The following is a 20,348-nucleotide window of genomic DNA, read 5'->3' on the forward strand; positions in this document are numbered from 1 at the left end:
GTCCTGACACCCATTCACCCCAATTCTGACACGCCATCAGAAAGCGCGGTCGCCCCGCTGCCCGTTACCTCGGAAGGGCACGTGCACGACCGACAGCTCGAAGGAGCACCGATGCGACGTACCGTCCGGCCGCTGACCGGGGCCGCGCTCGCCGTCGCCGCCGCGGCACTCGCCGTCGCCCCCGCGTACGGCGCGTCGGCGGGTGACCTGGAGGTGTCCCCGGCCTCGGTCGTGCCGGGCGGACAGGTCACGGTGCGCACGGCGGCCTGCGGCGACGGCGGCGCGGCGACCGGTGACGCCGACGCGGTCGGGGCCGGTTTCCTCAGCCTGGCGCCGGGCCCGGACGAGCAGGACGCGAGCGGGCGGTTCAGGGTGCCGCCGAGCGCGCAGCCGGGGACGTACGAGATCACCGCGACCTGCACCGGGAGCGGCCACCGGGTCACCGGTGACCTGGTGGTCACGCTGACGGCCGGGAACCGGCAGGTGCAACCGAGAGGGAGTGTGAAGACGGGGGTCGGCGGCGCCCTGGGCACCGATCCCGTGCAGACCGCGGGTGGTGTGGCGGCCCTGGCCGTCGCCGCCGCGGGCGGTACCTGGCTCCTGCATCGCCGGGCGAGAGGCGACGGGATCTGACGGACACCCTCCGCTGTCCGTCGCCGGTACCGCATGTCCCTCCCCCTCCGGGTCCGACGCCCCTCGCGGCCCGGAGGGGGCACGGGGCGACCATCAGGAAGGGGTCGGTCATGCGTGGATTCCCCGGACACGGCACCGGGTTCGGTGATCCGGCCACCGCCGCCATAGCAGCCGTCACGGTGTGCGCGCTGTGCTCCGGGGCGTGGCTGCTGCGCGACGGCGCCGGGACGCACGCCCCGCCACAGCCGTCCGCCGCACAGGCCCGCGACGGTCACGCCGGGCAGGACGGCCGTGCCCGGGAGCGGCCCGCCGCCCCCGCGCTGCCACCGTCGCCGCCCGACCGCGTCCGCATCCCGGCGATCCGGGTGAACGCCCCCCTGACCGGACTCGGCCTGACGAAGACCGGCGGTCTCGACGTACCGCCGGCCGCGCGGAAGAACCTCGCGGGCTGGTACGAGGCCGGCACCACGCCCGGCGAGCGGGGCACCGCGATCGTCGCCGGCCACGTCGACAACGCCGACGGCCCCGCGGTCTTCTACGACCTCGGCGCCCTGGCCAAGGGCAGCACGATCGAGGTGGACCGGCGGGACGGCGGCGTCGCTGTGTTCACCGTGGACGCCGTCGAGGTGTACGCCGCGAAGGACTTCCCCGACGAGAAGGTCTACGGCGCCGCCGACCGCCCCGAGCTGCGCGTCATCACCTGCGGCGGCGGCTGGTCGCGCGGCACCGGGTACCAGGGGAACGTGGTCGTGTTCGCACACCTGACCGACAGCCGCTGACCGACAGCCGCTGACCGCCGCCGTGGCCGGGGGTTCCTCTAGGCCACCCACTGCTCGTACGCCAGGTTCGCCACCAGCGCGAACACCACCGTCAGCAGCACGACGCGGACGAAGCCGCTGCCCTTCTTCAGGGCGGTGTGGGCGCCCAGGGTGCCGCCCACGAGGTTGAAGACGGCCATCACGGCGGCCAGTTGCCACAGGACCACGCCCTGCCAGGCGAAGGTGGCGAGGGCGCCCGCGTTGGTGCAGCAGTTGACGATCTTGGCGGTGGCGGAGGCGGTGACGAGGTCGAGGTGGAGGACGGCGGTGAGGGCGAGGACCAGGAAGGTGCCGGTGCCGGGGCCGATGAGGCCGTCGTAGAAGCCGATGCCGAGGCCCGCGAGGCCGATCGCCGCGAGGATCTGCCTGCGGGTGACCGGGCCGGTCGCTGGGGCCGTGCCGAAGGCCGGGCGCAGGATCACGAAGGCCGCGACCCCGAGCAGCACCACCATGATCACCGGCTTGAGGACCTCGGTGCTCATCCCCGCCGCGAGGAAGGCCCCGGCGGAGGATCCGGCGAGCGCGGCCAGACCGATGCGGACGGCCGTGCGGACGTCCACCGGCGCCTTGCGGGCGTACGTCACCGCCGCGCCCGTGGTGCCGACGATGGCGACCGCCTTGTTGGTGCCGAGGGCGTGCGCGGCGGGCGTGCCGGACGGCAGTCCGAGCAGCAGCACCGGCAGCAGGAGCAGCCCGCCGCCACCGACCACGGCGTCGATCCACCCGGCGGCGAGCGCCGCGAGGCAGAGCAGGGCGATCATGGTCAGTGATATGTCGGGCATGATCGAGACCCTATGCGAGGCCGGTACGGCGCCCCTCACAGCCCGCTCTCTGCACACCCTGGGAACCCTCACACCCGGCCCCCGCTCCCGCTGAGGGCAGCGTTCCCCGTGGGAAACAGACGTGATGCTGCCGGGTAACACCGGCACCGCACGCTCAAGGACATGACCTCGAATGAGCGTGTGGTGGTGATCGGCACCGGCCTCGCGGGCGTACGGCTCGCCCGGCGGCTCGGTGAGCTCGGCACGCCCGCGTCGCTGATCGGCGAGGAGGAGCACCGGCCGTACAACCGGGTGCTGCTCGCCGAGGTGCTGGCCGGACGGTACGGCCCCGAGGTGATCGCCCTGCCGGCCCCCGCGGAGCTGCGGCGCGGGCGGGTCACCGGCATCGACCGCGACGGGCGGACCGTCACCTGCGCCGACGGCACGGTGATCGCATACGACCGGCTCGTCCTGGCCACCGGATCCAACCCCGTTCTGCCGCCGCTGCGCGGACTGTTCACCCCCGACCACGTCCTGCCCGAGGGCGTCCACGCCTTCCGGACCATGGACGACTGCCTCGGCCTGTCCAAGGCGGTCCGGCCGGGGGCGCGGGCGGTCGTCATCGGCGGCGGGCTCCTCGGGGTCTCCGCGGCCCGCGCGCTCGCGCTGCGCGGCGCCCAGGTCGTCCTCGCCCAGCAGTCCGAGCGGCTGATGGAGCGCCAGCTCGACCCGGCCGCCTCGAAGCTCGTCAAGCGGCATCTGACCGACCTGGGCGTCGAGGTGCACACCGAGTGCCGCGTGCGGGACGTGCGCTGCGTCGGCGGCGCCGTCCGCTCCGTGGAGATGGCCGACCGGTACGCGCTCGACGCGGACCTGGTCGTCGTCTCCTGCGGCGTCCGCCCCCGGGTGGGGCTCGCCCAGACCGCCGGCCTCGACGTCCGCAAGGGCGTCGTCGTCGACGACGAGCTGCGCACGTCCGACCCCTACATCCACGCGATCGGCGACTGCGCCCAGCACGACGGGGTCGTGTACGGCCTCGCCGCTCCGGCACTCGAACAGGCCGACGCGCTCGCCGAGCTGCTCGCCGGTGACGCCGACGCCCGCTACACCGGCACCCGCTCGCTGACCCGGCTCACCCTGAACGGGCACGACAGCCCCTTCGACCTCGCCGCGTTCGGCGAGACCGAGGCGCTCCCGGGCGACGACGTCGTCCAGCTCGCCGACGCCACCCGCGGCACCTACCGCAAGGTCGTCGTCCGCGACGACCGGCTGGTCGGCGGGGTCCTCGTCGGCGAACTCGGCACCGTCGGCGCGCTCGCCCGCGCCTGGGAGGGAGCAGAGCCGCTCCCCTCCGACGGCGGCCCGCTGCTCCACCTGCTCACCAACGATGGAGGCTCCTGATGACGGCCACCCTGGGGGCCACCCCCACGATCGTGCTCGTCGGCCACGGCATGGTCGGCCAGCGCTTCCTCGAAGCGCTCGCCGAGCGCGGCCTGACCGCCACGCACCGCGTGGTCGTGCTCTGCGAGGAGCCGCGTCCGGCCTACGACCGCGTCGCCCTCACGTCGTACTTCTCGGGCAAGACGCCGGACGACCTGTCCATGACGGACATGGAGTTCATCAAGGACCACGGCATCGAGCTGTACGTGGGCGACCCGGCGGTCTCCGTCGACCGCGAGGCGAAGAAGGTCACCGCCCGGTCCGGTGAGGTCTTCGAGTACGACACGCTCGTCCTCGCCACCGGCTCGTACCCGTTCGTGCCGCCCGTCCCGAACAAGGACGCCGAGGGCTGTTTCGTCTACCGCACGATCGAGGACCTGCTCGCGATCGAGGAGTACGCCAAGTCGAAGGCCACGGTGGGTGCCGTGGTCGGCGGCGGTCTGCTCGGCCTGGAGGCCGCGGGGGCGCTGAAAGGCCTCGGACTCACCTCCCACATCGTGGAGTTCGCGCCCCGGCTGATGCCCGTCCAGGTGGACGACGGCGGCGGCGCCGCCCTGCTGCGCACCATCGAGGAGATGGGCCTGAGCGTCCACACGGGTGTGGGCACCCAGGAGATCGTGGTCGGCGAGGACGGCGCCGTGACCGGCATGAAGCTGTCCGACGGCTCCGAACTCGCCACCGACATGGTGGTGTTCAGCGCCGGTGTCCGGCCCCGCGACCAGCTCGCCCGGGACTGCGGTCTTAACGTCGGCGAGCGCGGCGGCATCACCGTCGACGAGCAGTGCCGTACGGTCGCCGACCCGCACGTGTTCGCGATCGGCGAGTGCGCGCTGGCCGCCGACGGCCGGGTCTACGGCCTGGTGGCCCCGGGCTACGAGCAGGCGGAGACGGCGGCGGCGACGATCGCCTCCGACGAGGCGTCCTTCACCGGCGCCGACCTCTCCACCAAGCTGAAGCTGCTCGGCGTGGACGTGGCGTCCTTCGGCGACGCGCACGGCACCGCCGAGGACTGCCTGGACGTCGTCTACTCCGACTCCCGCGCGGGTCTGTACAAGAAGCTGGTCATCGGCCGCGACGGGACGCTGCTCGGCGGCATCCTGGTCGGTGACGCGGAGGCCTACGGCACGCTGAAGGCCTTCACCGGCTCGGTCCCGCCGGTCTCACCCGAGTCGCTCGTGCTGCCGGCCGGGGCCGGGGAGTCCGTCCAGCTCGGCCCGTCGGCGCTGCCGGACGACGCGGTCATCTGCTCCTGCCACAACGTCTCCAAGGGCACCATCCGCGGCGCGGTCACCGACCACCAGTGCACGACCGTGCCCGAGGTGAAGAAGTGCACCAAGGCCGGCACCGGCTGCGGCTCCTGCGTCAAGGTCCTCGGCCAGCTCGTCAACGCCGAGCTGGAGGCGAGCGGCATCGAGGTCGACAAGGGCCTGTGCGGCTGCTTCGCGCAGACCCGCGAGGAGCTCTACGAGATCGTCCTCGCCCTGCGCGTCAACAGCTATCAGGAACTGCTGGACCGGCACGGCCGCGAGGAGGCCCGGGGCGGTGACGGCTGCGAGGTCTGCAAGCCGGCCGTCGGCTCGATCATCGCCTCCCTCGCCCCGGCGATCGGCGCGAGCGGCTACGTCCTGGACGGCGAGCAGGCGGCCCTTCAGGACACCAACGACCACTTCCTGGCGAACCTCCAGAAGAACGGCTCGTACTCGGTCGTGCCGCGCATCCCCGGCGGCGAGATCGCCCCGGAGAAGCTGATCGTGATCGGCGAGATCGCCCGCGACTTCGGTCTCTACACGAAGATCACCGGCGGTCAGCGGATCGACATGTTCGGCGCCCGCGTCGAGCAGCTGCCCTTGATCTGGGCCCGGCTGGTCGACGCCGGCTTCGAGTCCGGCCACGCCTACGGCAAGTCGCTGCGCACGGTGAAGTCCTGCGTCGGGCAGACCTGGTGCCGCTACGGCGTGCAGGACTCGGTCCGTATGGCGATCGACCTGGAGCTGCGCTACCGCGGCCTGCGCTCGCCGCACAAGCTCAAGTCGGCGGTCTCGGGCTGCCAGCGCGAGTGCGCGGAGGCCCAGTCGAAGGACTTCGGCGTGATCGCCACCGCCAACGGCTGGAACCTGTACGTCGGCGGCAACGGCGGCGCCACGCCCCGCCACGCGGACCTGCTCGCCCAGGACCTGTCCGACGCCGAACTGGTCCGGCTGATCGACCGGTTCCTGATGTTCTACATCCGTACGGCCGACCGCCTGGAGCGCACGTCGACCTGGCTGGAGCGGATCCCCGGCGGCCTCGACCACGTGCGGGACGTCGTCGTCCACGACTCGCTCGGCATCTGCGACGAGCTGGAGAAGCTGATGCGGGACCACGTCGCGCACTACCGCGACGAGTGGGCCGAGACCATCAACGACCCCGAGAAGCTCGCCCGGTTCGTGTCCTTCGTGAACGCCCCGGACACCCCGGACCCGGTCGTCGCCTTCGTGCCCGAGCGCGACCAGATGAAGCCCGACCTGCCGCTGCTGTCCATCGGTATGCGACCCGCCGACGTTCTGGAAGGAAGCACCCAGCGATGACCCTGGCACCCGAGACCACCGAGCTGAAGATCGAACTCGCCCTGGACGGGGACTGGTTCACGGTCTGCGACCTGAGCACGCTGCTCCCGGGCCGCGGGGTGGCGGCACTGCTGCCGAACGGCCACCAGGCCGCGATCTTCCGCGACCGCTCCGGCGAACTGTTCGCCATCGACAACCGCGACCCCTTCACCGGCGCGGCCGTCCTCTCCCGCGGCCTGACGGGCACCCACCAGGGCCGCCCGTTCGTCGCCTCCCCACTGCTCAAGCAGCGCTTCGACCTGGCGTCCGGGCAGTGCCTGGACGACGAGGAGGTACGTGTGACGGCGTACCAGGTGCGCGCCGCGTAGGAGTGCCGGGCTGAGACACCCCTCTTCCGGAGGGGTGTCTCTTCTGTTTCGAGACCACGTTCGACGCGGTGGCCGTACCCCTGTGAGCGTTACGCCTTCCAAGCTCCGTACGTCACCCCGGTCAGCTCCTCCGACGCGGCCCACAGCCGTTCCCCGGCCGTGTCACTGAGGGTCCAGGGCGCTCGCCAGGACGGTGCGGGCGCGCCGCGCCACATCGCGAAGGACGGGCCGGTGAAGGAGTCCGGCCGTACGCCCGGTTCCGTCGCGGCGTACAGGACGGGCACGGCGCCCGCCTCGGCCGACTGCGCGAAGATCCGGTTGCCGATCGACATGAACCGCTCGGCGGCCCGGCGGCCCTCCGCGCGCGGCCCGGCCGTCTGGAGGTTGGTCGCGGCGTACCCGGGGTGCGCCGCGGCCGCCACCAGGTCGCTGCCGTGCGCCGCCGCCCTGCGCGCCAGCTCGTGGACGAACAGCAGGTTCGCCGTCTTGGAGCGGGCGTAGGCGATCCAGCGCCGGTAACGCCGCTCACCGTTGAGGTCCTCGATATCGATGTTGGCCAGCGCGTGCGCCGGGCTGGAGACGGCCACGACCCGCGCTCCCGGTGCCGCGAGCAGTGCGGGCAGCAGCAGGCCGGTGAGCGCGAAGTGCCCCAGGTGGTTGGTCCCGAACTGCGTCTCGAAGCCGTCCGCCGTACGGCCGTACGGCAGCGCCATCACCCCGGCGTTGTCGACGAGCACGTCCAGCCGCTCGTACGGGAAACCGGCCGCGAAGTCGCGCACGGAGGCCAGGTCCCCGAGGTCGAGCCGCCCCAGCTCGACCCGGGCCCGCGGCAGCTCCGCCCGGAGCCGGTCCACGGCCGCGTTCCCGCGGGCCTCGCTCCGGCACGCGAGCACCACCCGCGCCCCCTTGCGCGCCAGCTCCCGCGCCGTGACGAACCCGAGCCCGCTGTTCGCGCCGGTGACGACGGCGACGCGGCCGCTCTGGTCGGGGATGTCCTGCGTGGTCCAGCCCGGCATGACGGCCTCCCTCCACGGTGGCGACGACGACCAGCCTACGAGGAGTGACCGGGCGACGGTGTGGCCCCGGCGGCCCGGGCGCAGTGCGGCCAGTCCCCGAAGTCGCGCTCCTTGCTCCACAGCTTCCGCGCCGCCTGGATGTTCCACTCCGGGTCCAGGGCCTGGCGCGGGGTGCCGCCGAGGTCGCGCAACCGGGCGTCGGAGATCTGGAACAGGCCCCAGTTCCGGGTGCCGTTGGTGTTGGGCAGGATGTGCAGCGGGTCGAGGAAGGACTGGCAGTCGGCGATGGCCACCGCCTTGTCCGGCGCCTCGGGGAACACCTCGCGGACCCGCTGCCGCACCTTCTTCTCCGGCCACACGGTCATCCGCACCCGTGAGGTGTACAGCGCCTTCTTGGTGGGCTCCTCGACGACCCCGTTGGGCTGGAGTCCCGCGAGCACCTGGAAGGCGGTGACCCGGCGCAGGGTCTGCGGCCCGAAGTCCCCGTCGACGTCGATGTCCGCGCCCTTGGTGTGCAGGAGCCGCTGGACCTCCTTCACGCACGCGTCGTGCTCGCCCATGGCGATGGTGGTCGGGCAGCCGGCCGAGAACAGGGGGCGGCTGTCCCCGGTGCCGTGCCCGCCGCCGTGCCCGCTGCCGTCGCTGTTCGACGACGCCCGGCCGTTCGACAGCGTCCAGGTGGCGACGCCGACGGTGGCGAGGAGCACGGCGGCGACGACGGCGGCGCGGAGCCGGCGTCGGTGCGACCGGGCGTCGGGGCGGGCGTCACCCTGGGCATCGGGCCGGTCGGGCGCGGCGGTGCCGTCCGGCTCGGCGGGCCGGTCGGTCGCGGCGGTGGCTTCCGGCTCCGTGGCCCGGTCGGGCGCGCCGGCGGCTTCCGGCTCCGTGGGCCGGTCAGGTGCCGGGTCCGCACCCGCTTCCCGGGCTCCGGGTCTCCTCGCTTCGGCTCCCGGTCTCCGCTCTTCGGCTCCGGGTCTCCTCCCTTCGGCTCCGGGTGCCCTCGCTTCGGCTTCCGGTGCCGTCTGCACCGTCTCCTCTTCCGCTCCGGCCGCCTTCGCCGCGTCCGCCAGGGCCCACAGCCGGTGCAGGGTGCGCAGTTCCTCCGGAGTCGCCCCGCACACCGTGGCGAGCCGGTGGACACTGCCGTAGTCCTGGGGCACCGAGGTGCCACGGCAGTAGCGGTGCAACGTCGAGCCGGCCAGTCCGGACTTCCTGGCGAGGGCCTCGTAGCTCAGGCCGGACCGGCTCTTCAGCGAACGCAACAGTGCGGCGAACCGTTCCGTTTCCGGGCACTCAGGCATCGGGTTCCCCCCTCGGATACCCCCACAGGGCGCTGGTCGGGCGCCTCGGAGCGCCACTGTGCCACCAAAGGCGTCCCGTGGCCGTCCCAACCGTCGTGGAACGCGCCAGTTGGGCCGCGTCCCGGCATCCCGGCGTCCCAGCGGGCCCCGCTCTCCTTGCCCGTCCCGGTCGTGCCTTGCCAGCGTCGGGCCGTCCGAACCACCGGGTCACGACCTCCGAGGAGACCAGGCTCATGCGCCTTCCCGTACGCCGGCACACCCGTACGAACCCGCTGCTCGCGGTTCTCGCCGTCAGCGCGGCGGCCGTCACCGCCCTGGCCGTTCCGAGCACCGCGTCGGCAGCCCCGGCCGCGCCGACCGCGGTGGACTGCGCGTCCGGCCACGTCTGCTTCTGGACCGGCTTCAACTTCACGGGCAGCAAGTGCTCGTGGGACGTGGCCGACCCGGACTGGCAGAGCGGTTCCATCAGGTGTTCCTGGGCCGCCACGACCAACGTGAAGTCGGTGTGGAACGCCGGCACCAGCAGCTCCACCGGCGTCGCGTACTACCGGGGCACCGACTACTCCGACCGGATCGGCTGCACCCGCCAGCAGCACGGCGGCAACCTGGCCGGTACGTACAAGGTCCGCTCCCACAAGTGGATCTCCGGCAGCTGCGGCTGAACCGGCCCCGGCACGAACGCGGTGGCGTGCACGCCTGCTCGGGCGTGCACGCCACCGTGGCATGTCCCAGGGGAGGTCAGCCCACGAAGGGCGAGCGCGAGTGCTCCTCCGGGAGGGGCCGGGTGTCGAGGTAGAACCACTCGGCGTCGGCGGTGGGCCAGGGGGAGGGTTCGGCCGCTTCCTCCTCCGTGGTGGCGACCGGGCGCCGGGGCAGAGGCGCCGTCGCCGGAGCCTCGAAGCCGGGCGCCGCGGACCCGGCCGGCTTCGCCTCCCCCGGCATCAGCAGTTCCACCCGCAGTCCCAGGCCCCGTTGCTGGGCGGTGAACTCCTCGACCTGGCTGCGGCAGGCGTGGTCCAGGTGGGTCACTCCGGTCAGGTCGAGCCGGATCCGCTGCTTGCCGGACGCGGCGGCGGCCTCCAGCGCCTCGATGACCTGCGGAAGCCGCAGGAACGTGGCGTTGCCCGCCATGACGATCTTCGCCGTGTCGGCTTCGACGTGCTGACGGATCACGGTCTGCGACATGCGCAGCGCGGCCAGCACGATCCCCGCGGCGACGCCGAACAGCACGCCCTCCAGCAGCGCGGTCGCCACGATCACCAGCATGGTCATCGTCATCACCGCGAACTCGCCCCTGTCCTGCCGCCACATCTTCGGGAACTCGGCGGGCGCGAACAGCTTCCAGCCGCTGTGCACGAGGACACCGGCGAGCACCGAGATCGGGATCAGCGCGAGCACCTGCGGCAGCAGCAGCGCGAACGCGAGCAGCCACAGGCCGTGCAGGGTGCGGGAGAGCCGGGTCTTGGCCCCGGCCTGGACGTTGGCCGAACTGCGGGCCACGACCGCGGTGATGGGGAGCGCGCCGAGGATGCCCGCGACGGTGTTGCCGGCGCCCTGGGCGATCAGCTCGGTGTTGTAGCGGGTACGCGGGCCGCTGTGCATGCGGTCCACGGCGGCCGCGGTGAACAGGCTCTCGGCGGACGCGATGACCGTGAAGGTCAGGATGGCGGTGATGATCGCCCCGTCCGCGAGCCGGGCGAACTGCTCCGGCCCCGGCACCTGTACGGACGCCAGCAGGTTGCCGACCTGGAGGGTCTTCACCTCCACGCCGGGCAGGGCGGCGACCACGATGCCGATGCCCACGGCGACCAGCGCGGCCGGTATCTTCCCGGCCGGCCCCGGCACCTTCTTCCACAGGAAGCTGAGCACGATGGTGGCGACACCGAGCAGGGTGGCGATCAGCGCCTGCGGGTCGGTCAGGATGCCGGCCAGCAGGCCGGGGATCCCGGCCATGTTCTCGAGCGCGGTGCCGGGGGCCTTGGCGTCGGCCATCGGATAGGCCTGGCTGAACATCAGCGGCACACCGATACCGGCCAGCATGCCCTGGACGACGGCGACCGAGATGGCCTGGAACATCCGGCCCAGTCGCACCAGTCCGAGCACGATCTGGAGGACGCCGGTGAACAGCACGATCACGCCGAGCATGGCCACGCCGACCTCGGCGACGGTCTCCGCGACGAGTGCGGCGAGTCCGGCGGCCGGTCCGCTGACCTGGAGCGTGCTCCCCCGGACCACGCCGACCACGAGACCGCCGATCACCCCGGAGATGATCCCCAGCTCGGGCGGGACGCCGGAGGCGACGGCGACGCCGATGCACAGCGGCAGGGCGACGAGGAAGACGACGAGGGAGGCGGTGATGTCGGTGGCCAGGTCACCCTTGGCCCCGCCCTTGCCCCCGGCGCCCTTCGCACCACCCGTCACACGGCCGAGCAGCCCACCCAGCACACCACCGGCCGGCCCCCCTCCCGGCCACCCGGCTCCACCCGCTCCCGGACCGCCACCGGGACCACCTGCCCCACGCCCCGGAGGTCCACCCCCGAGTCCGCCCGTCCCACGCCCCGGGGGACCGCCCACCGTGCCCCCGTACGGACCGCCCATCGGGCTCCCCAGGCGCCCGGTCACCGTCCCGGTCGCCTGCCGCCCCGCGGCACCTCCGACATGGCCTCCGGTCCCCCAGTCCGCGTCACCCCCCGCGTGGCCACCGGTGGACCCCCATCCCGCGGAGCCCTCGCCGCGACCGCCCGGCCCCCAGTCCGTGGCACCGCCCGAGGAAGCGCCCGGCCCCCAATCCGCGCCCCCCGCCTGGGGCCCCGCCGACGACCGACCCGCCGCTCCCGCCCCGCGACCACCCGTCCCCCAGTCCGCACCACTCCCCGAGAAACCGCCCGTCCCCCAGCCGGTATCAGTCCCTGAGGAACCGCCCGTACCCCAGCCGGCATCACCCCCACCGGAACCGGCGCCCCTCCAGTCCGCACCGCCGCCGGCGGAACCACCCGCCCCCCAGCCGGCATCACCCCCACCGGGACCGGCGGCCCCCCAGTCCGTGCCACCCCCCACCGGCCCCTCCGACCGGCCGTCCGGCGCGCCGCCGCCGCGTACCCGGCCCCGCGCGTGTGCCCCGCTCACGCGGCATGCACCCGGAAGTCGCCGTCGTCGCCGAGTTCGTAGACGAAGCCGGTGTCGATCTCGTAGTACCAGCCGTGCAGCCGCAGCCGTCCCGTGTCGAGCCGCTGGCGGACCCCGGGGTAACTCCGCAGGGCCGCCAGCTGGTTGACGACGTTGCCCTGGGACACCTCCGGCAGCGACGGCTCGTCGGGAGCCGACTCCAGGACGGAGGTGAGTTCGGGGCGGGCGATGCGGAGCCAGGCGTCGACGCCGGGCAGCGCGGACAGGTCGTCGCCGGACATCAGCGCGCCCATCGCGCCGCAGTGTGAGTGACCGCACACCACGATGTCCTGAACTCCCAGCACCTCCAGTGCGTACTCGATGGTGGCCGCCTCGCCGGAGGCCCCGGGCCGTCCGTAGGGCGGCACGATGTTTCCTGCGTTGCGCAGCTCGAATATCTCTCCGGGCCGCGCACCCGTGATCAGTGCGGGTATCACCCGCGAGTCCGAGCAAGTGATGAACAGCGCCTCCGGGTATTGCCCTTCAGCCAGTTTCCGGTATTCGCCGCTGTCGAAATCGATGCGCGTCCTGAACGTACGGGCGCGGTCCAGCAGTGCCTTCAACTCCGCCTCCTGAGCTGCGAGTTCTTCCTGTGCACCACACCGTAGACGGACGACCTACAGAGGAAGGTTAAGCGGACTCCAGAGCCCGGCCAGGAATTGAACATTCTTTGTCCCGGATATACAGACGAACGGTCGTCTTGTAGCGTGTGAACTCCTGGGCAGGGAATGAGAATTCACGCTGCCCGGATTCATGCCGGCTCACGGAGAGACAGGACGAATGGGCATACGAGTACTGCTCATCGAAGACGACGAGACGATCGCCGAACCGCTCACCGAGGGCCTGGGCCACTTCGGGCTGACGGTCGACCACGTCGCCACGGGCACGGACGGCCTGAGAGGCCCGTACAACGACGTCGTCCTGCTCGACCTGGGGCTGCCGGACATGGACGGCATCGACGTCTGCCGCGGTATCCGGCAGGTCTCGGACGTGCCGATCGTCATCCTCAGTGCCCGCGGCGAGGAGGCCGACCGCGTACTGGGTCTGGAACTGGGCGCCGACGACTACCTGGCGAAACCTTTCAGCGTGCGGGAACTGGTGGCCCGGGTCCGTGCCGTGACCCGCCGTACGCAACGCGGCCGGCAGGCGTTCCCCGAGCCCGCGCAGACCGCCGAGCCGCCGTACGAACCGCCCGCCCCGGCCTACGCCCACGAACCGGCCCCGGCCCTCTCCTACGACCCCCCTGCCACACCGTCGTACGACCCCGCCCCCGATCCCCCGCTCGACCCGGGCCCGCTCGTGGTGGACCGCCGGACCCGTCAGGTCTGGGTCGGTGACTCGCCCGTGCTGCTCACACCCAAGGAGTTCGACCTGCTGGCCCTGCTCAGCGAGGACCCGGGCGCGGTCTACTCGCGCCAGCAGATCCTGGACCGCGTCTGGGACCCGCACTACGACGGCCCGACCAAGACCCTGGACGTCCATGTGGCCGCGCTGCGCCGCAAACTGGGACACCCGGCGTGGATCCGGACGCTGCGGGGCGTGGGTTTCCGACTGTCGGTGCACACGGGGCCGAACGCGCCGCAGGTGGCCTCCCCGTGACCCGCCGGCTGCTGCTCAGCTACCTCAGCCTCGCCGCACTGGTGCTGCTCTGCCTGGAGATCCCGCTGGGCTTCGTCTACTCGCGCGGCGAGCGGGAGCGGGTGGTCAACGCGGCGAAGGACGAGGCCGAGTCGGTCTCGGCGTACGCGGCGCTGTCCCTCGCGGCGGGGCGGGCCGAGCGCGACCTGCCCGCGCGGGTGGTGCACTGCGCGCACCGCATCGGCGGGAAGGTGGTGATCGTCGGCGCCTCCGGCTCGCCGCTCGCCACCTCGCACCCGATGGACCCGGAGATGTCCGGCGCCCTGGCCGCCCGGCCGGGGATCGCGGCGGCGCTGCGGGGCACCTCCAGCGTGGACGTGCGCACCTCGAAGATCGGCGGGGTCGAGTACCTGTCGGTGGCCGCGCCGGTCGGCCAGGAGGCGCGGCCGGTGGGTGCCGTGTGGCTGACGGTGCCCACGCGGACCGTGCACGAGCGCGTCCACCACGTGTGGCTGCTGCTCGCCCTGGGCGGACTGGCCGTGCTGACGGCGGTGGCCGTGGTCGGCTTCGCCTTCGCCCGCTGGGCGGGCCGCCCCATTCGCGAACTGGAGCACGCCACCCACGAACTGGCCGAGGGCGGCGGGCGGTTCACCCCGGTGACGATCACCAAGGGCCCGCCGGAGGTACGCAGCCTGGCCGCCGCGTTCAACCGCACCGCGGCCCGGCTCGCCCATCTGCTCTCCTCCCAGCGGGCGTTCGCGGGCGAGGCCTCGCACCAGCTGAAGACGCCGCTCGCGGCACTGCGGCTGCGCCTGGAGAACCTGGAGCCGGACGTGGCCGCCCGAGGCCGGGGCAGCCTCACGGCCGCCGTCACGGAGACGGACCGGCTGGCGCGGATGGTGGGCCACCTGCTGTCGATGGCCCGGCTGGAGGAGCACGCGGCGATCCCCGCCACCGTCGATCTGGGCGCGCTCTGCGCGGAGCGGCACCGCACCTGGCAGCCGCTGTTCGCGCGGGAGGGCGTCTCCCTCGCGCTGTTCGCGGGGAGTGTGGGACCGGTGCTCGCGGTGCCGGGAGCCGTCGAGCAGATCATGGACAACCTGCTCTCCAACGCCCTGCGGGCGTCCCCGCCCGGCAGCACCGTCACGATCGAGCTGCGGGTGCTGGCCCCGCCCCGTCGCGCCCTGCGCGACAGCCGCCCCGGCTGGGTCGACCTGCATGTCACCGACGAGGGTCCCGGTATGACGGAGGAGCAGCGGGCCCGCGCCTTCGACCGCTTCTGGCGCGCCCCGGGCGCCCCCAAGGGCGGCACGGGACTCGGACTGGCCCTGGTGCAGCGCCTCGCCCATGCCAGCGGCGGCGAGGCGACGCTGCGCGCGGCGGCGACCGGCGGCCTGGACGTGGTGATCCGGCTGCCGTCGGCGCGGGTACAGGCCGAGGGCGGCGGTCCGGGCGGGGACCGCCCGAGGAGGCCGAGACAGCAGGCGCCGGCGCTGCCCGCGTAGGCCGTCCGGACACCGGCGGGCACGGGCCGCGCCGCCACGTACAGGCGGCACACAGCATGCCGCTCCCCGGCCATGAGTTGTCCACGGCCCGTCAACCCCGCGCCCCTAGCGTTCCTTCCGCCTCCCCCCAACGCACAACCCCGCCGCCGACCGGCGGCGGGGCGGTACGGCACCCTTGGAGTGAGAGTGGAACGTCGTAGCCTTCTGCGTGCGGCCGTCCTCGGCGGTACTACGGCCGCGCTGGGCGGAACCCTGTGGCGCGGCGCCGCGTACGCGGCCCCCGCCCAGCCGGGCGCCGGCCCCTACGGGGCGCTGGGCTCCCCCGATGCCAACGGCATCCGGCTCCCGAGCGGCTTCACCAGCCGGGTGATCGCCCGGTCGGGCCAGCAGGTCGGCAGCACGTCGTACACCTGGCACAACGCCCCGGACGGCGGCGCCTGTTACGCCGACGGCACGGGCTGGATCTACGTCTCCAACTCCGAGATCAACCCCTCGGGCGGCGCGAGCGCGGTGAAGTTCTCCTCGACGGGCACGATCACCGGCGCGTACCGCATCCTCTCGAACACCCGCCAGAACTGCGCGGGCGGCAAGACACCGTGGAACACCTGGCTGTCCTGCGAGGAGGTGTCCCTCGGCTACGTCTACGAGACCGACCCGTGGGGCACGAACGCGGCGGTGCAGCGCGCCGCGATGGGCCGCTTCAAGCACGAGGCGGCGGCCGCCGACCCGGTGCGCAAGGTGGTCTACCTGACCGAGGACGAGACGAACGGGCGGTTCTACCGCTTCGTGCCGACCACCTGGGGCGACCTGGGGTCCGGAAAGCTTCAGGTGATGGTCGCGGGCAGCGCCACGAGCGGCTCCTTCACCTGGGCCGACGTCCCCGACCCGGACGGCTCCCCCACGGCCACCCGCTCCCAGGTCTCGGGCTCGAAGTCCTTCAACGGCGGCGAGGGCTGCCACTACGCGAACGACACCGTCTGGTTCACGACCAAGGGCGACAACCGCGTCTGGCAGGTCAATCCGCAGAACAACACGTACGAACTGGCCTAGACGACTCCCTCGTCAACGGCACGGCTCCCCTCACCGGCGTCGACAACATCACCGGCGCCTCCTCCGGTGACCTCTTCGTCGCCGAGGACGGCGGCAACATGGAGATCTGCGTCATCACCCCGGACGACGTCGTCGCCTCGTTCCTGCGCATCGACGGCCAGTCGGGCTCGGAGATCACGGGCCCGGCGTTCTCCCCGGACGGCACCCGCCTGTACTTCTCGAGCCAGCGCGGCACCACCGGCAGTTCCTCGGGCGGCATCACGTACGAGGTGACGGGCCCGTTCCGCTCGTAACCCCACGTCTGTTCTTCACGTGACCATCACAAAATGGTCACCCCTCCCTCATCCCGGGCCGCCCGGATCTACGGTCATCCCTCCACGTACCACCTCTGGGGGGATGACCATGACCAATCCGTACACCGGCCCGCACACCAGCCCGTACCCCGCGCCGCCCATGCCGCGGCCCGGCGGACCGGCACCCCGCTGGGCCCGGAAACGCTACGTACTGCCCGCGCTGGGGCTGGCCCTGTTCCTCGGCATCGGGATAGGCGCCGGCGGCGGGGAGACCACCGCCGACGCGAAGCCCGCGTCCGCCGAGCCGCGGCCGACCGTCACGGTCACCGCGACGGCCACGGCCACCGCGACCCCGCCCGCCGAGGAGCCGGAGCCCGCTCCCACCGTGACCGCCACGAAGACCGTCAGGGTCACCACCACGGTCACGGCCCAGCCGGCGGCCGGCGGCGGAGGCGGCGGCTCCGACGACAGCGGCTCGGGCGGCTCCCAGGACGTCTACTACGGCAACTGCAGCGAGGTCCGCGCCGCCGGCGCCGCCCCGATCCACCGGGGTGAACCCGGGTACGCCTCCCACCTGGACCGTGACAACGACGGGGTCGCGTGCGACGTGTGACCCCGGTGCGCCGGTGCGCCGGTGACCATCGGCGTGTCCGGCCGTTCCACCGGTTGGGCAGCTCGCACCGGGCTGCCCGGCCGACGGAAGGAACACCACCGTGGACACGACCGTTCCGGCCCCCGACGCGCAGCCCGTGCTGCCGCGTGCCGAGTGGGTCAAGACGCTGCCGCAGACCATCGTCGCGTCCTGCGTCCTGTTTCTCGACGCCGAGGACCGGATCCTGTTGCTGCGCTACGCCGAGGGCCAGCCCGGTGCCGGGCTCTGGGGGCTGCCGGGCGGGATGCTCGACCACGGGGAGGATCCCGTCGGCGCCGCCTGCCGGGAGGTGTGCGAGGAGACCGGCATCGTGCTCGACCGCCCGCCCCGGTTCCTCGGGTACGACCACCGGGCCGACGTGAAGGGCACGGGCCCGGTGATCGACTTCTACTTCTACGGCGGCCGCCTCCCCGCCCCCCTGTCCGTCCGGCGCAGCGCGGAGCACGACGACGACGGCCTGTTCGCCCTCGCCGACCTGGGATCCACCGAGCTGACGCCCCGGCTGCCCGCGCTCACCGCCCTGCACACCGCCGCGCTGACCGGGACCGTCGTGTGCCTGCGGGAAGGACTGCCCCGGTGACCGCGCCGCGCCGCAGGGCCGTGGTCGTCCTGGCTTCCCTCGCGCTGTCCCTCTCGCTGTCCCTCGCCCTGCACACACCGTCGGCCGGTACCACCACGGGTCCCGTCACCGCCGAGGAGGTGCGGCGCGAGGCCGCCACGCTCCTGGAGACCGCCCGGTCCGTCAGCGTGCACGTCCGCGTGCGCGACGGGCGGCACACGGTCGCGGCGGGTGCGGGAGAGGCCGTTCTCGGCACCGGCCGGCCCGTGCCGCGGGGCGCGCACTTCCGGGCCGCCAGCGTCACGAAGTCGTTCGTGGCGGCGACGGTGCTGCACCTGGTCGCCGAGCGGCGGCTGTCCCTGAACGACACGGTGGAGCACTGGCTCCCCGGCCGCGTCCGGGGCAACGGCAACGACGGCAGCCGCATCACCGTCCGGCACCTGCTCCAGCACACCAGCGGCCTGTACGACTACGACTCCACCGAGCTGACGGGGAAGACGGCCCCGGACTTCGGGCGGCACAGGTTCGACCACATCAGCCCCGAGCAGCTCGTCACCGCCGCGCTGCGACACGCCCCCGACTTCCCTCCGGCCGACCCCGACGACCCCGAGCCCCGCTGGAGCTACTCCAACACCGGCTACTTCCTCCTGGGCGCCATCATCGAGCGGGTGACGGGACGCCCCTGGGCCGTGGAGGTGCACAACCGGATCGTCCGCCGCGCCGGTCTGCGCGGCACCCGGTTCCCCGGGGACGATCCGCACCTGCCGGAGCCCTACGCGCGCACCTACCACCGGTTCGCCGGATCCGGCGGCTACACCGACACCACCGTCCGCAACATGTTCTGGGCGGGCCCCGCCGGCGCGCTGGTCTCCACCTCCCGCGACCTGGACCGGTTCTTCACGGCCCTGCTCACCGGCGAACTGCTGCCGCCCCGGGAGCTCGCCGCGATGCGCAGCACCGTCCCCAGCAACGAGGAGCACCAGCAGTTCACGCCCGGGATGCGCTACGGCCTCGGCCTGATGCGGCAGCCGCTGAGCTGTGGCGGCAGCCGCTGGGGCCATCACGGCGACCTGGAAGGCACCTTCGTCAGAACGGGATTCACCGCCGACGGGGAACGGTCGGTGGTCCTCACGGTCAACGGCCGCACCACCGACGACACCCGGCTCCTCACCACGGAGAAGGCCATGCAGGGGCTCATCGACCGGTTTCTGTGCCGACGGTGACCACCGCTCAGGACAGCAGGTCGACGGCCCGCACCCGGTCCTGATGGATCAGCACGTCGAAGCAGCGGCCCAGCGCGATGTCGTACCAGTTCCGCTCCTCCGGGTAGGAGGTGCCGACGCTGCGGGTGGGCCGGGCCACGGCGAGCCAGGGGCGGGCCGGCCCCGGGGCGGTCCGCAGGTCCAGGACGTAGCGGTCGTGGCGCACCTGGTCCAGGGTGTGCTCGTTGCTGCCGGGAGGGGCGGGGTCGACCGTGTGGGTGAGCATGTGCGCCTCCTCCGGGTCGGTGGCCTTGAACGAGCCGGCGCCGAAGGTGAGTCCGACGCTCACATAGCCGCCGAGCCGGTCCCGGAGGACGGCGCCCTGGGTCCTGGGCAGGACCTGCGGGTCCTCGGGCTCGTAGCCGACGTGGTTGTTGTGACCGGACAGCAGGATCCGGTGCCCGGTGTGCTCACGCCACCAGACGACGTTGTCCGCCATGACCTCGTCCCGCCAGCGCATGGCCTCGGCGCGCTGCCGCGGATCCGTGAAGTCGAAGCCGTAGCCGGTGGCCGTCTGGTCGATCACCGTGGCGTGTCGCAGCACCTCGGCGAACTCCCGCCGCCCGGCCCCGCCCCGCGGCTCCAGTGACCTCAGCAGCGCCAGTGCCCGTCCGGTCCGGGACGCCATCTCCTGCCGTTCGGCGAGCGGCCGGGCCAGGTACGCCTTCTGGTACGCGCCGGAGGGGGCGGTCGGCCGCAGCCCCCGGTACAGCTCCTCGAAGCGCGGCGTGAGGTCCGGGCGGACCCGGGCCACGTGGTCCGTCACCCGGTCGTACAGCTCCGGCCCGGTGTAGCCCCAGTCGTCGCCCATGAAGCGGACCGGGTCCTTCGGGTGGCGGCGGTTGTGGTTCCGCATCCACGCGACCAGCGCCAGGTTCTCGGCGGTGGGGTTCAGCGCGTACGTGTACTGGAGGTCCTCGCGCATGATGCGCGCCGGGTCGCCCTTGCCGTGCACGACGTAGTCGTCGAGGCGCACCCCGGTGCTCCAGGCCGTCTCCAGGGCGAAGGTGCGAAAGCCCCGGTGCTCCACCAGGTACCGGAAGACCCGTTCCTTCATGGTGAGGAACTCGTGCGAGCCGTGCGTCGCCTCGCCCATCCCCACCACGACCGCGTCCCCGACGGCTCTGCCGACCGGGCGGAGGTCGCCGGTGTTCCCGCCGGGCTCGGCGCTGCGCAGTGGACTCGCGGCCCGCTCCAGCACGGGCACGACCGGGTCCCCCGCGGAGCCGGCGGCGGCAGCGACGGGGGCGGGGAGAAGCAGCGCGAGAACGAGGACGGTCCACGGACGCAGGCACGACATGTCCGCATACGTGCCCGGTTGCCGATCTCCGCGAACCCACCGGTACCTGAACGGATCGCAAGGGAACGGGAGAACGGGAGGGGGCCAAAGGCGAGAGAGCG

At 73.0% G+C, this 20,348-nt stretch carries 17 protein-coding genes and 1 pseudogene; 12 read left to right on the top strand and 6 right to left on the bottom strand.

The window, feature by feature from the left end; all coding sequences use genetic code 11:
- The first annotated feature begins 111 nt into the window (after nucleotides 1-111).
- Nucleotides 112-633 carry a hypothetical protein gene (locus tag ABEA82_RS01885; protein WP_345659550.1) on the top strand — a complete coding sequence of 174 codons (522 nt, stop codon included), beginning with the start codon at nucleotides 112-114 and terminating at the stop codon, nucleotides 631-633.
- A 110-nt stretch (nucleotides 634-743) separates the two neighbouring features.
- On the top strand, nucleotides 744-1,412 hold the full coding sequence (locus tag ABEA82_RS01890; protein WP_345659551.1) for a class F sortase: 669 nt from the start codon (nucleotides 744-746) through the stop codon (nucleotides 1,410-1,412).
- A gap of 38 nt (nucleotides 1,413-1,450) precedes the next feature.
- On the opposite strand, the gene ABEA82_RS01895 is transcribed toward ABEA82_RS01890, so the two are convergent.
- On the bottom strand, nucleotides 1,451-2,233 hold the full coding sequence (locus ABEA82_RS01895) for a sulfite exporter TauE/SafE family protein (RefSeq protein WP_345659552.1): 783 nt from the start codon (nucleotides 2,231-2,233) through the stop codon (nucleotides 1,451-1,453).
- A gap of 162 nt (nucleotides 2,234-2,395) precedes the next feature.
- Between ABEA82_RS01895 and ABEA82_RS01900 the strand changes: the two genes are divergently transcribed.
- The 3 genes from ABEA82_RS01900 to nirD are packed head-to-tail and all read left to right on the top strand — an operon-like array spanning nucleotide 2,396 to nucleotide 6,566.
- Nucleotides 2,396-3,613: an NAD(P)/FAD-dependent oxidoreductase gene (locus tag ABEA82_RS01900; protein WP_345659553.1), complete on the top strand. Its 1,218-nt coding sequence runs from the start codon at nucleotides 2,396-2,398 to the stop codon at nucleotides 3,611-3,613.
- Complete coding sequence (gene nirB, locus ABEA82_RS01905; protein WP_345659554.1) at nucleotides 3,613-6,219, top strand: nitrite reductase large subunit NirB; 2,607 nt, start codon at nucleotides 3,613-3,615, stop codon at nucleotides 6,217-6,219. The genes ABEA82_RS01900 and nirB overlap by 1 nt, the downstream gene beginning before the upstream one ends.
- Nucleotides 6,216-6,566 carry a nitrite reductase small subunit NirD gene (nirD, locus tag ABEA82_RS01910; RefSeq protein ID WP_345659555.1) on the top strand — a complete coding sequence of 117 codons (351 nt, stop codon included), beginning with the start codon at nucleotides 6,216-6,218 and terminating at the stop codon, nucleotides 6,564-6,566. The genes nirB and nirD overlap by 4 nt, the downstream gene beginning before the upstream one ends.
- Nucleotides 6,567-6,655: 89 nt before the next feature.
- Here nirD and ABEA82_RS01915 read toward each other — a convergent pair whose 3' ends face one another.
- A complete protein-coding gene (locus ABEA82_RS01915; RefSeq protein ID WP_345659556.1) occupies nucleotides 6,656-7,582 on the bottom strand; it encodes an oxidoreductase in 927 nt (308 codons plus the stop codon).
- 35 nt (nucleotides 7,583-7,617) lie between these two features.
- A complete protein-coding gene (locus tag ABEA82_RS01920) occupies nucleotides 7,618-8,883 on the bottom strand; it encodes a helix-turn-helix domain-containing protein (RefSeq protein WP_345659557.1) in 1,266 nt (421 codons plus the stop codon).
- Nucleotides 8,884-9,116: 233 nt separating this feature from the next.
- Here ABEA82_RS01920 and ABEA82_RS01925 point away from each other — a divergent pair, with 233 nt between their 5' ends.
- Complete coding sequence (locus ABEA82_RS01925; protein WP_345659558.1) at nucleotides 9,117-9,545, top strand: peptidase inhibitor family I36 protein; 429 nt, start codon at nucleotides 9,117-9,119, stop codon at nucleotides 9,543-9,545.
- A gap of 76 nt (nucleotides 9,546-9,621) precedes the next feature.
- Here the strand turns inward: ABEA82_RS01925 and ABEA82_RS01930 are convergent, their stop codons facing one another.
- Together ABEA82_RS01930 and ABEA82_RS01935 are read right to left on the bottom strand one after the other, a co-directional pair.
- Nucleotides 9,622-11,481, bottom strand: coding sequence for a SulP family inorganic anion transporter (locus ABEA82_RS01930; RefSeq protein ID WP_345659559.1), 1,860 nt, complete (start codon nucleotides 11,479-11,481; stop codon nucleotides 9,622-9,624).
- A 524-nt stretch (nucleotides 11,482-12,005) separates the two neighbouring features.
- On the bottom strand, nucleotides 12,006-12,611 hold the full coding sequence (locus ABEA82_RS01935; protein WP_345659560.1) for a carbonic anhydrase: 606 nt from the start codon (nucleotides 12,609-12,611) through the stop codon (nucleotides 12,006-12,008).
- Nucleotides 12,612-12,828: 217 nt separating this feature from the next.
- Here ABEA82_RS01935 and ABEA82_RS01940 point away from each other — a divergent pair, with 217 nt between their 5' ends.
- The 6 genes and pseudogenes from ABEA82_RS01940 (at nucleotide 12,829) to ABEA82_RS01965 (ending at nucleotide 18,908) form a co-directional block, all read left to right on the top strand.
- Nucleotides 12,829-13,647, top strand: coding sequence for a response regulator transcription factor (locus ABEA82_RS01940; RefSeq protein WP_345659561.1), 819 nt, complete (start codon nucleotides 12,829-12,831; stop codon nucleotides 13,645-13,647).
- Nucleotides 13,644-15,131, top strand: coding sequence for a sensor histidine kinase (locus tag ABEA82_RS01945; RefSeq protein ID WP_345659562.1), 1,488 nt, complete (start codon nucleotides 13,644-13,646; stop codon nucleotides 15,129-15,131). Before ABEA82_RS01940 ends, ABEA82_RS01945 begins: the two co-directional genes overlap by 4 nt.
- Nucleotides 15,132-15,317: 186 nt before the next feature.
- A pseudogene (locus tag ABEA82_RS01950) lies at nucleotides 15,318-16,474 on the top strand (alkaline phosphatase PhoX).
- Nucleotides 16,475-16,583: 109 nt separating this feature from the next.
- The gene (locus tag ABEA82_RS01955; protein ID WP_345659563.1) at nucleotides 16,584-17,087 is read left to right on the top strand and encodes an excalibur calcium-binding domain-containing protein; all 504 of its coding nucleotides are present in this window, start codon (nucleotides 16,584-16,586) and stop codon (nucleotides 17,085-17,087) included.
- Between the two features lie 100 nt (nucleotides 17,088-17,187).
- On the top strand, nucleotides 17,188-17,706 hold the full coding sequence (locus tag ABEA82_RS01960) for an NUDIX hydrolase (protein WP_345659564.1): 519 nt from the start codon (nucleotides 17,188-17,190) through the stop codon (nucleotides 17,704-17,706).
- Entirely contained in the window at nucleotides 17,703-18,908 is a 1,206-nt protein-coding gene (locus tag ABEA82_RS01965; RefSeq protein WP_345659565.1) for a serine hydrolase domain-containing protein, read from the top strand. Before ABEA82_RS01960 ends, ABEA82_RS01965 begins: the two co-directional genes overlap by 4 nt.
- Before the next feature lie 7 nt (nucleotides 18,909-18,915).
- Here ABEA82_RS01965 and ABEA82_RS01970 read toward each other — a convergent pair whose 3' ends face one another.
- Complete coding sequence (locus tag ABEA82_RS01970; RefSeq protein ID WP_345659566.1) at nucleotides 18,916-20,247, bottom strand: erythromycin esterase family protein; 1,332 nt, start codon at nucleotides 20,245-20,247, stop codon at nucleotides 18,916-18,918.
- Nucleotides 20,248-20,348 lie beyond the last annotated feature (101 nt).

Source organism: Streptomyces venetus, assembly GCF_039540295.1.
In the GTDB taxonomy this organism is placed as follows: Bacteria; Actinomycetota; Actinomycetes; order Streptomycetales; family Streptomycetaceae; genus Streptomyces; species Streptomyces venetus.

Bases quoted from the DNA above. Each gene is read 5' to 3' on its own strand.
- ABEA82_RS01930 (WP_345659559.1), bottom strand. From the start codon at position 11,481: ATGGGCGGTCCGTACGGGGGCACGGTGGGCGGTCCCCCGGGGCGTGGG.
- ABEA82_RS01955 (WP_345659563.1), top strand. From the start codon at position 16,584: ATGACCAATCCGTACACCGGCCCGCACACCAGCCCGTACCCCGCGCCG.
- nirD (WP_345659555.1), top strand. From the start codon at position 6,216: ATGACCCTGGCACCCGAGACCACCGAGCTGAAGATCGAACTCGCCCTG.
- ABEA82_RS01895 (WP_345659552.1), bottom strand. From the start codon at position 2,233: ATGCCCGACATATCACTGACCATGATCGCCCTGCTCTGCCTCGCGGCG.
- ABEA82_RS01920 (WP_345659557.1), bottom strand. From the start codon at position 8,883: ATGCCTGAGTGCCCGGAAACGGAACGGTTCGCCGCACTGTTGCGTTCG.
- ABEA82_RS01940 (WP_345659561.1), top strand. From the start codon at position 12,829: ATGGGCATACGAGTACTGCTCATCGAAGACGACGAGACGATCGCCGAA.
- nirB (WP_345659554.1), top strand. From the start codon at position 3,613: ATGACGGCCACCCTGGGGGCCACCCCCACGATCGTGCTCGTCGGCCAC.
- ABEA82_RS01900 (WP_345659553.1), top strand. From the start codon at position 2,396: ATGACCTCGAATGAGCGTGTGGTGGTGATCGGCACCGGCCTCGCGGGC.
- ABEA82_RS01970 (WP_345659566.1), bottom strand. From the start codon at position 20,247: ATGTCGTGCCTGCGTCCGTGGACCGTCCTCGTTCTCGCGCTGCTTCTC.
- ABEA82_RS01885 (WP_345659550.1), top strand. From the start codon at position 112: ATGCGACGTACCGTCCGGCCGCTGACCGGGGCCGCGCTCGCCGTCGCC.
- ABEA82_RS01925 (WP_345659558.1), top strand. From the start codon at position 9,117: ATGCGCCTTCCCGTACGCCGGCACACCCGTACGAACCCGCTGCTCGCG.
- ABEA82_RS01915 (WP_345659556.1), bottom strand. From the start codon at position 7,582: ATGCCGGGCTGGACCACGCAGGACATCCCCGACCAGAGCGGCCGCGTC.
- ABEA82_RS01890 (WP_345659551.1), top strand. From the start codon at position 744: ATGCGTGGATTCCCCGGACACGGCACCGGGTTCGGTGATCCGGCCACC.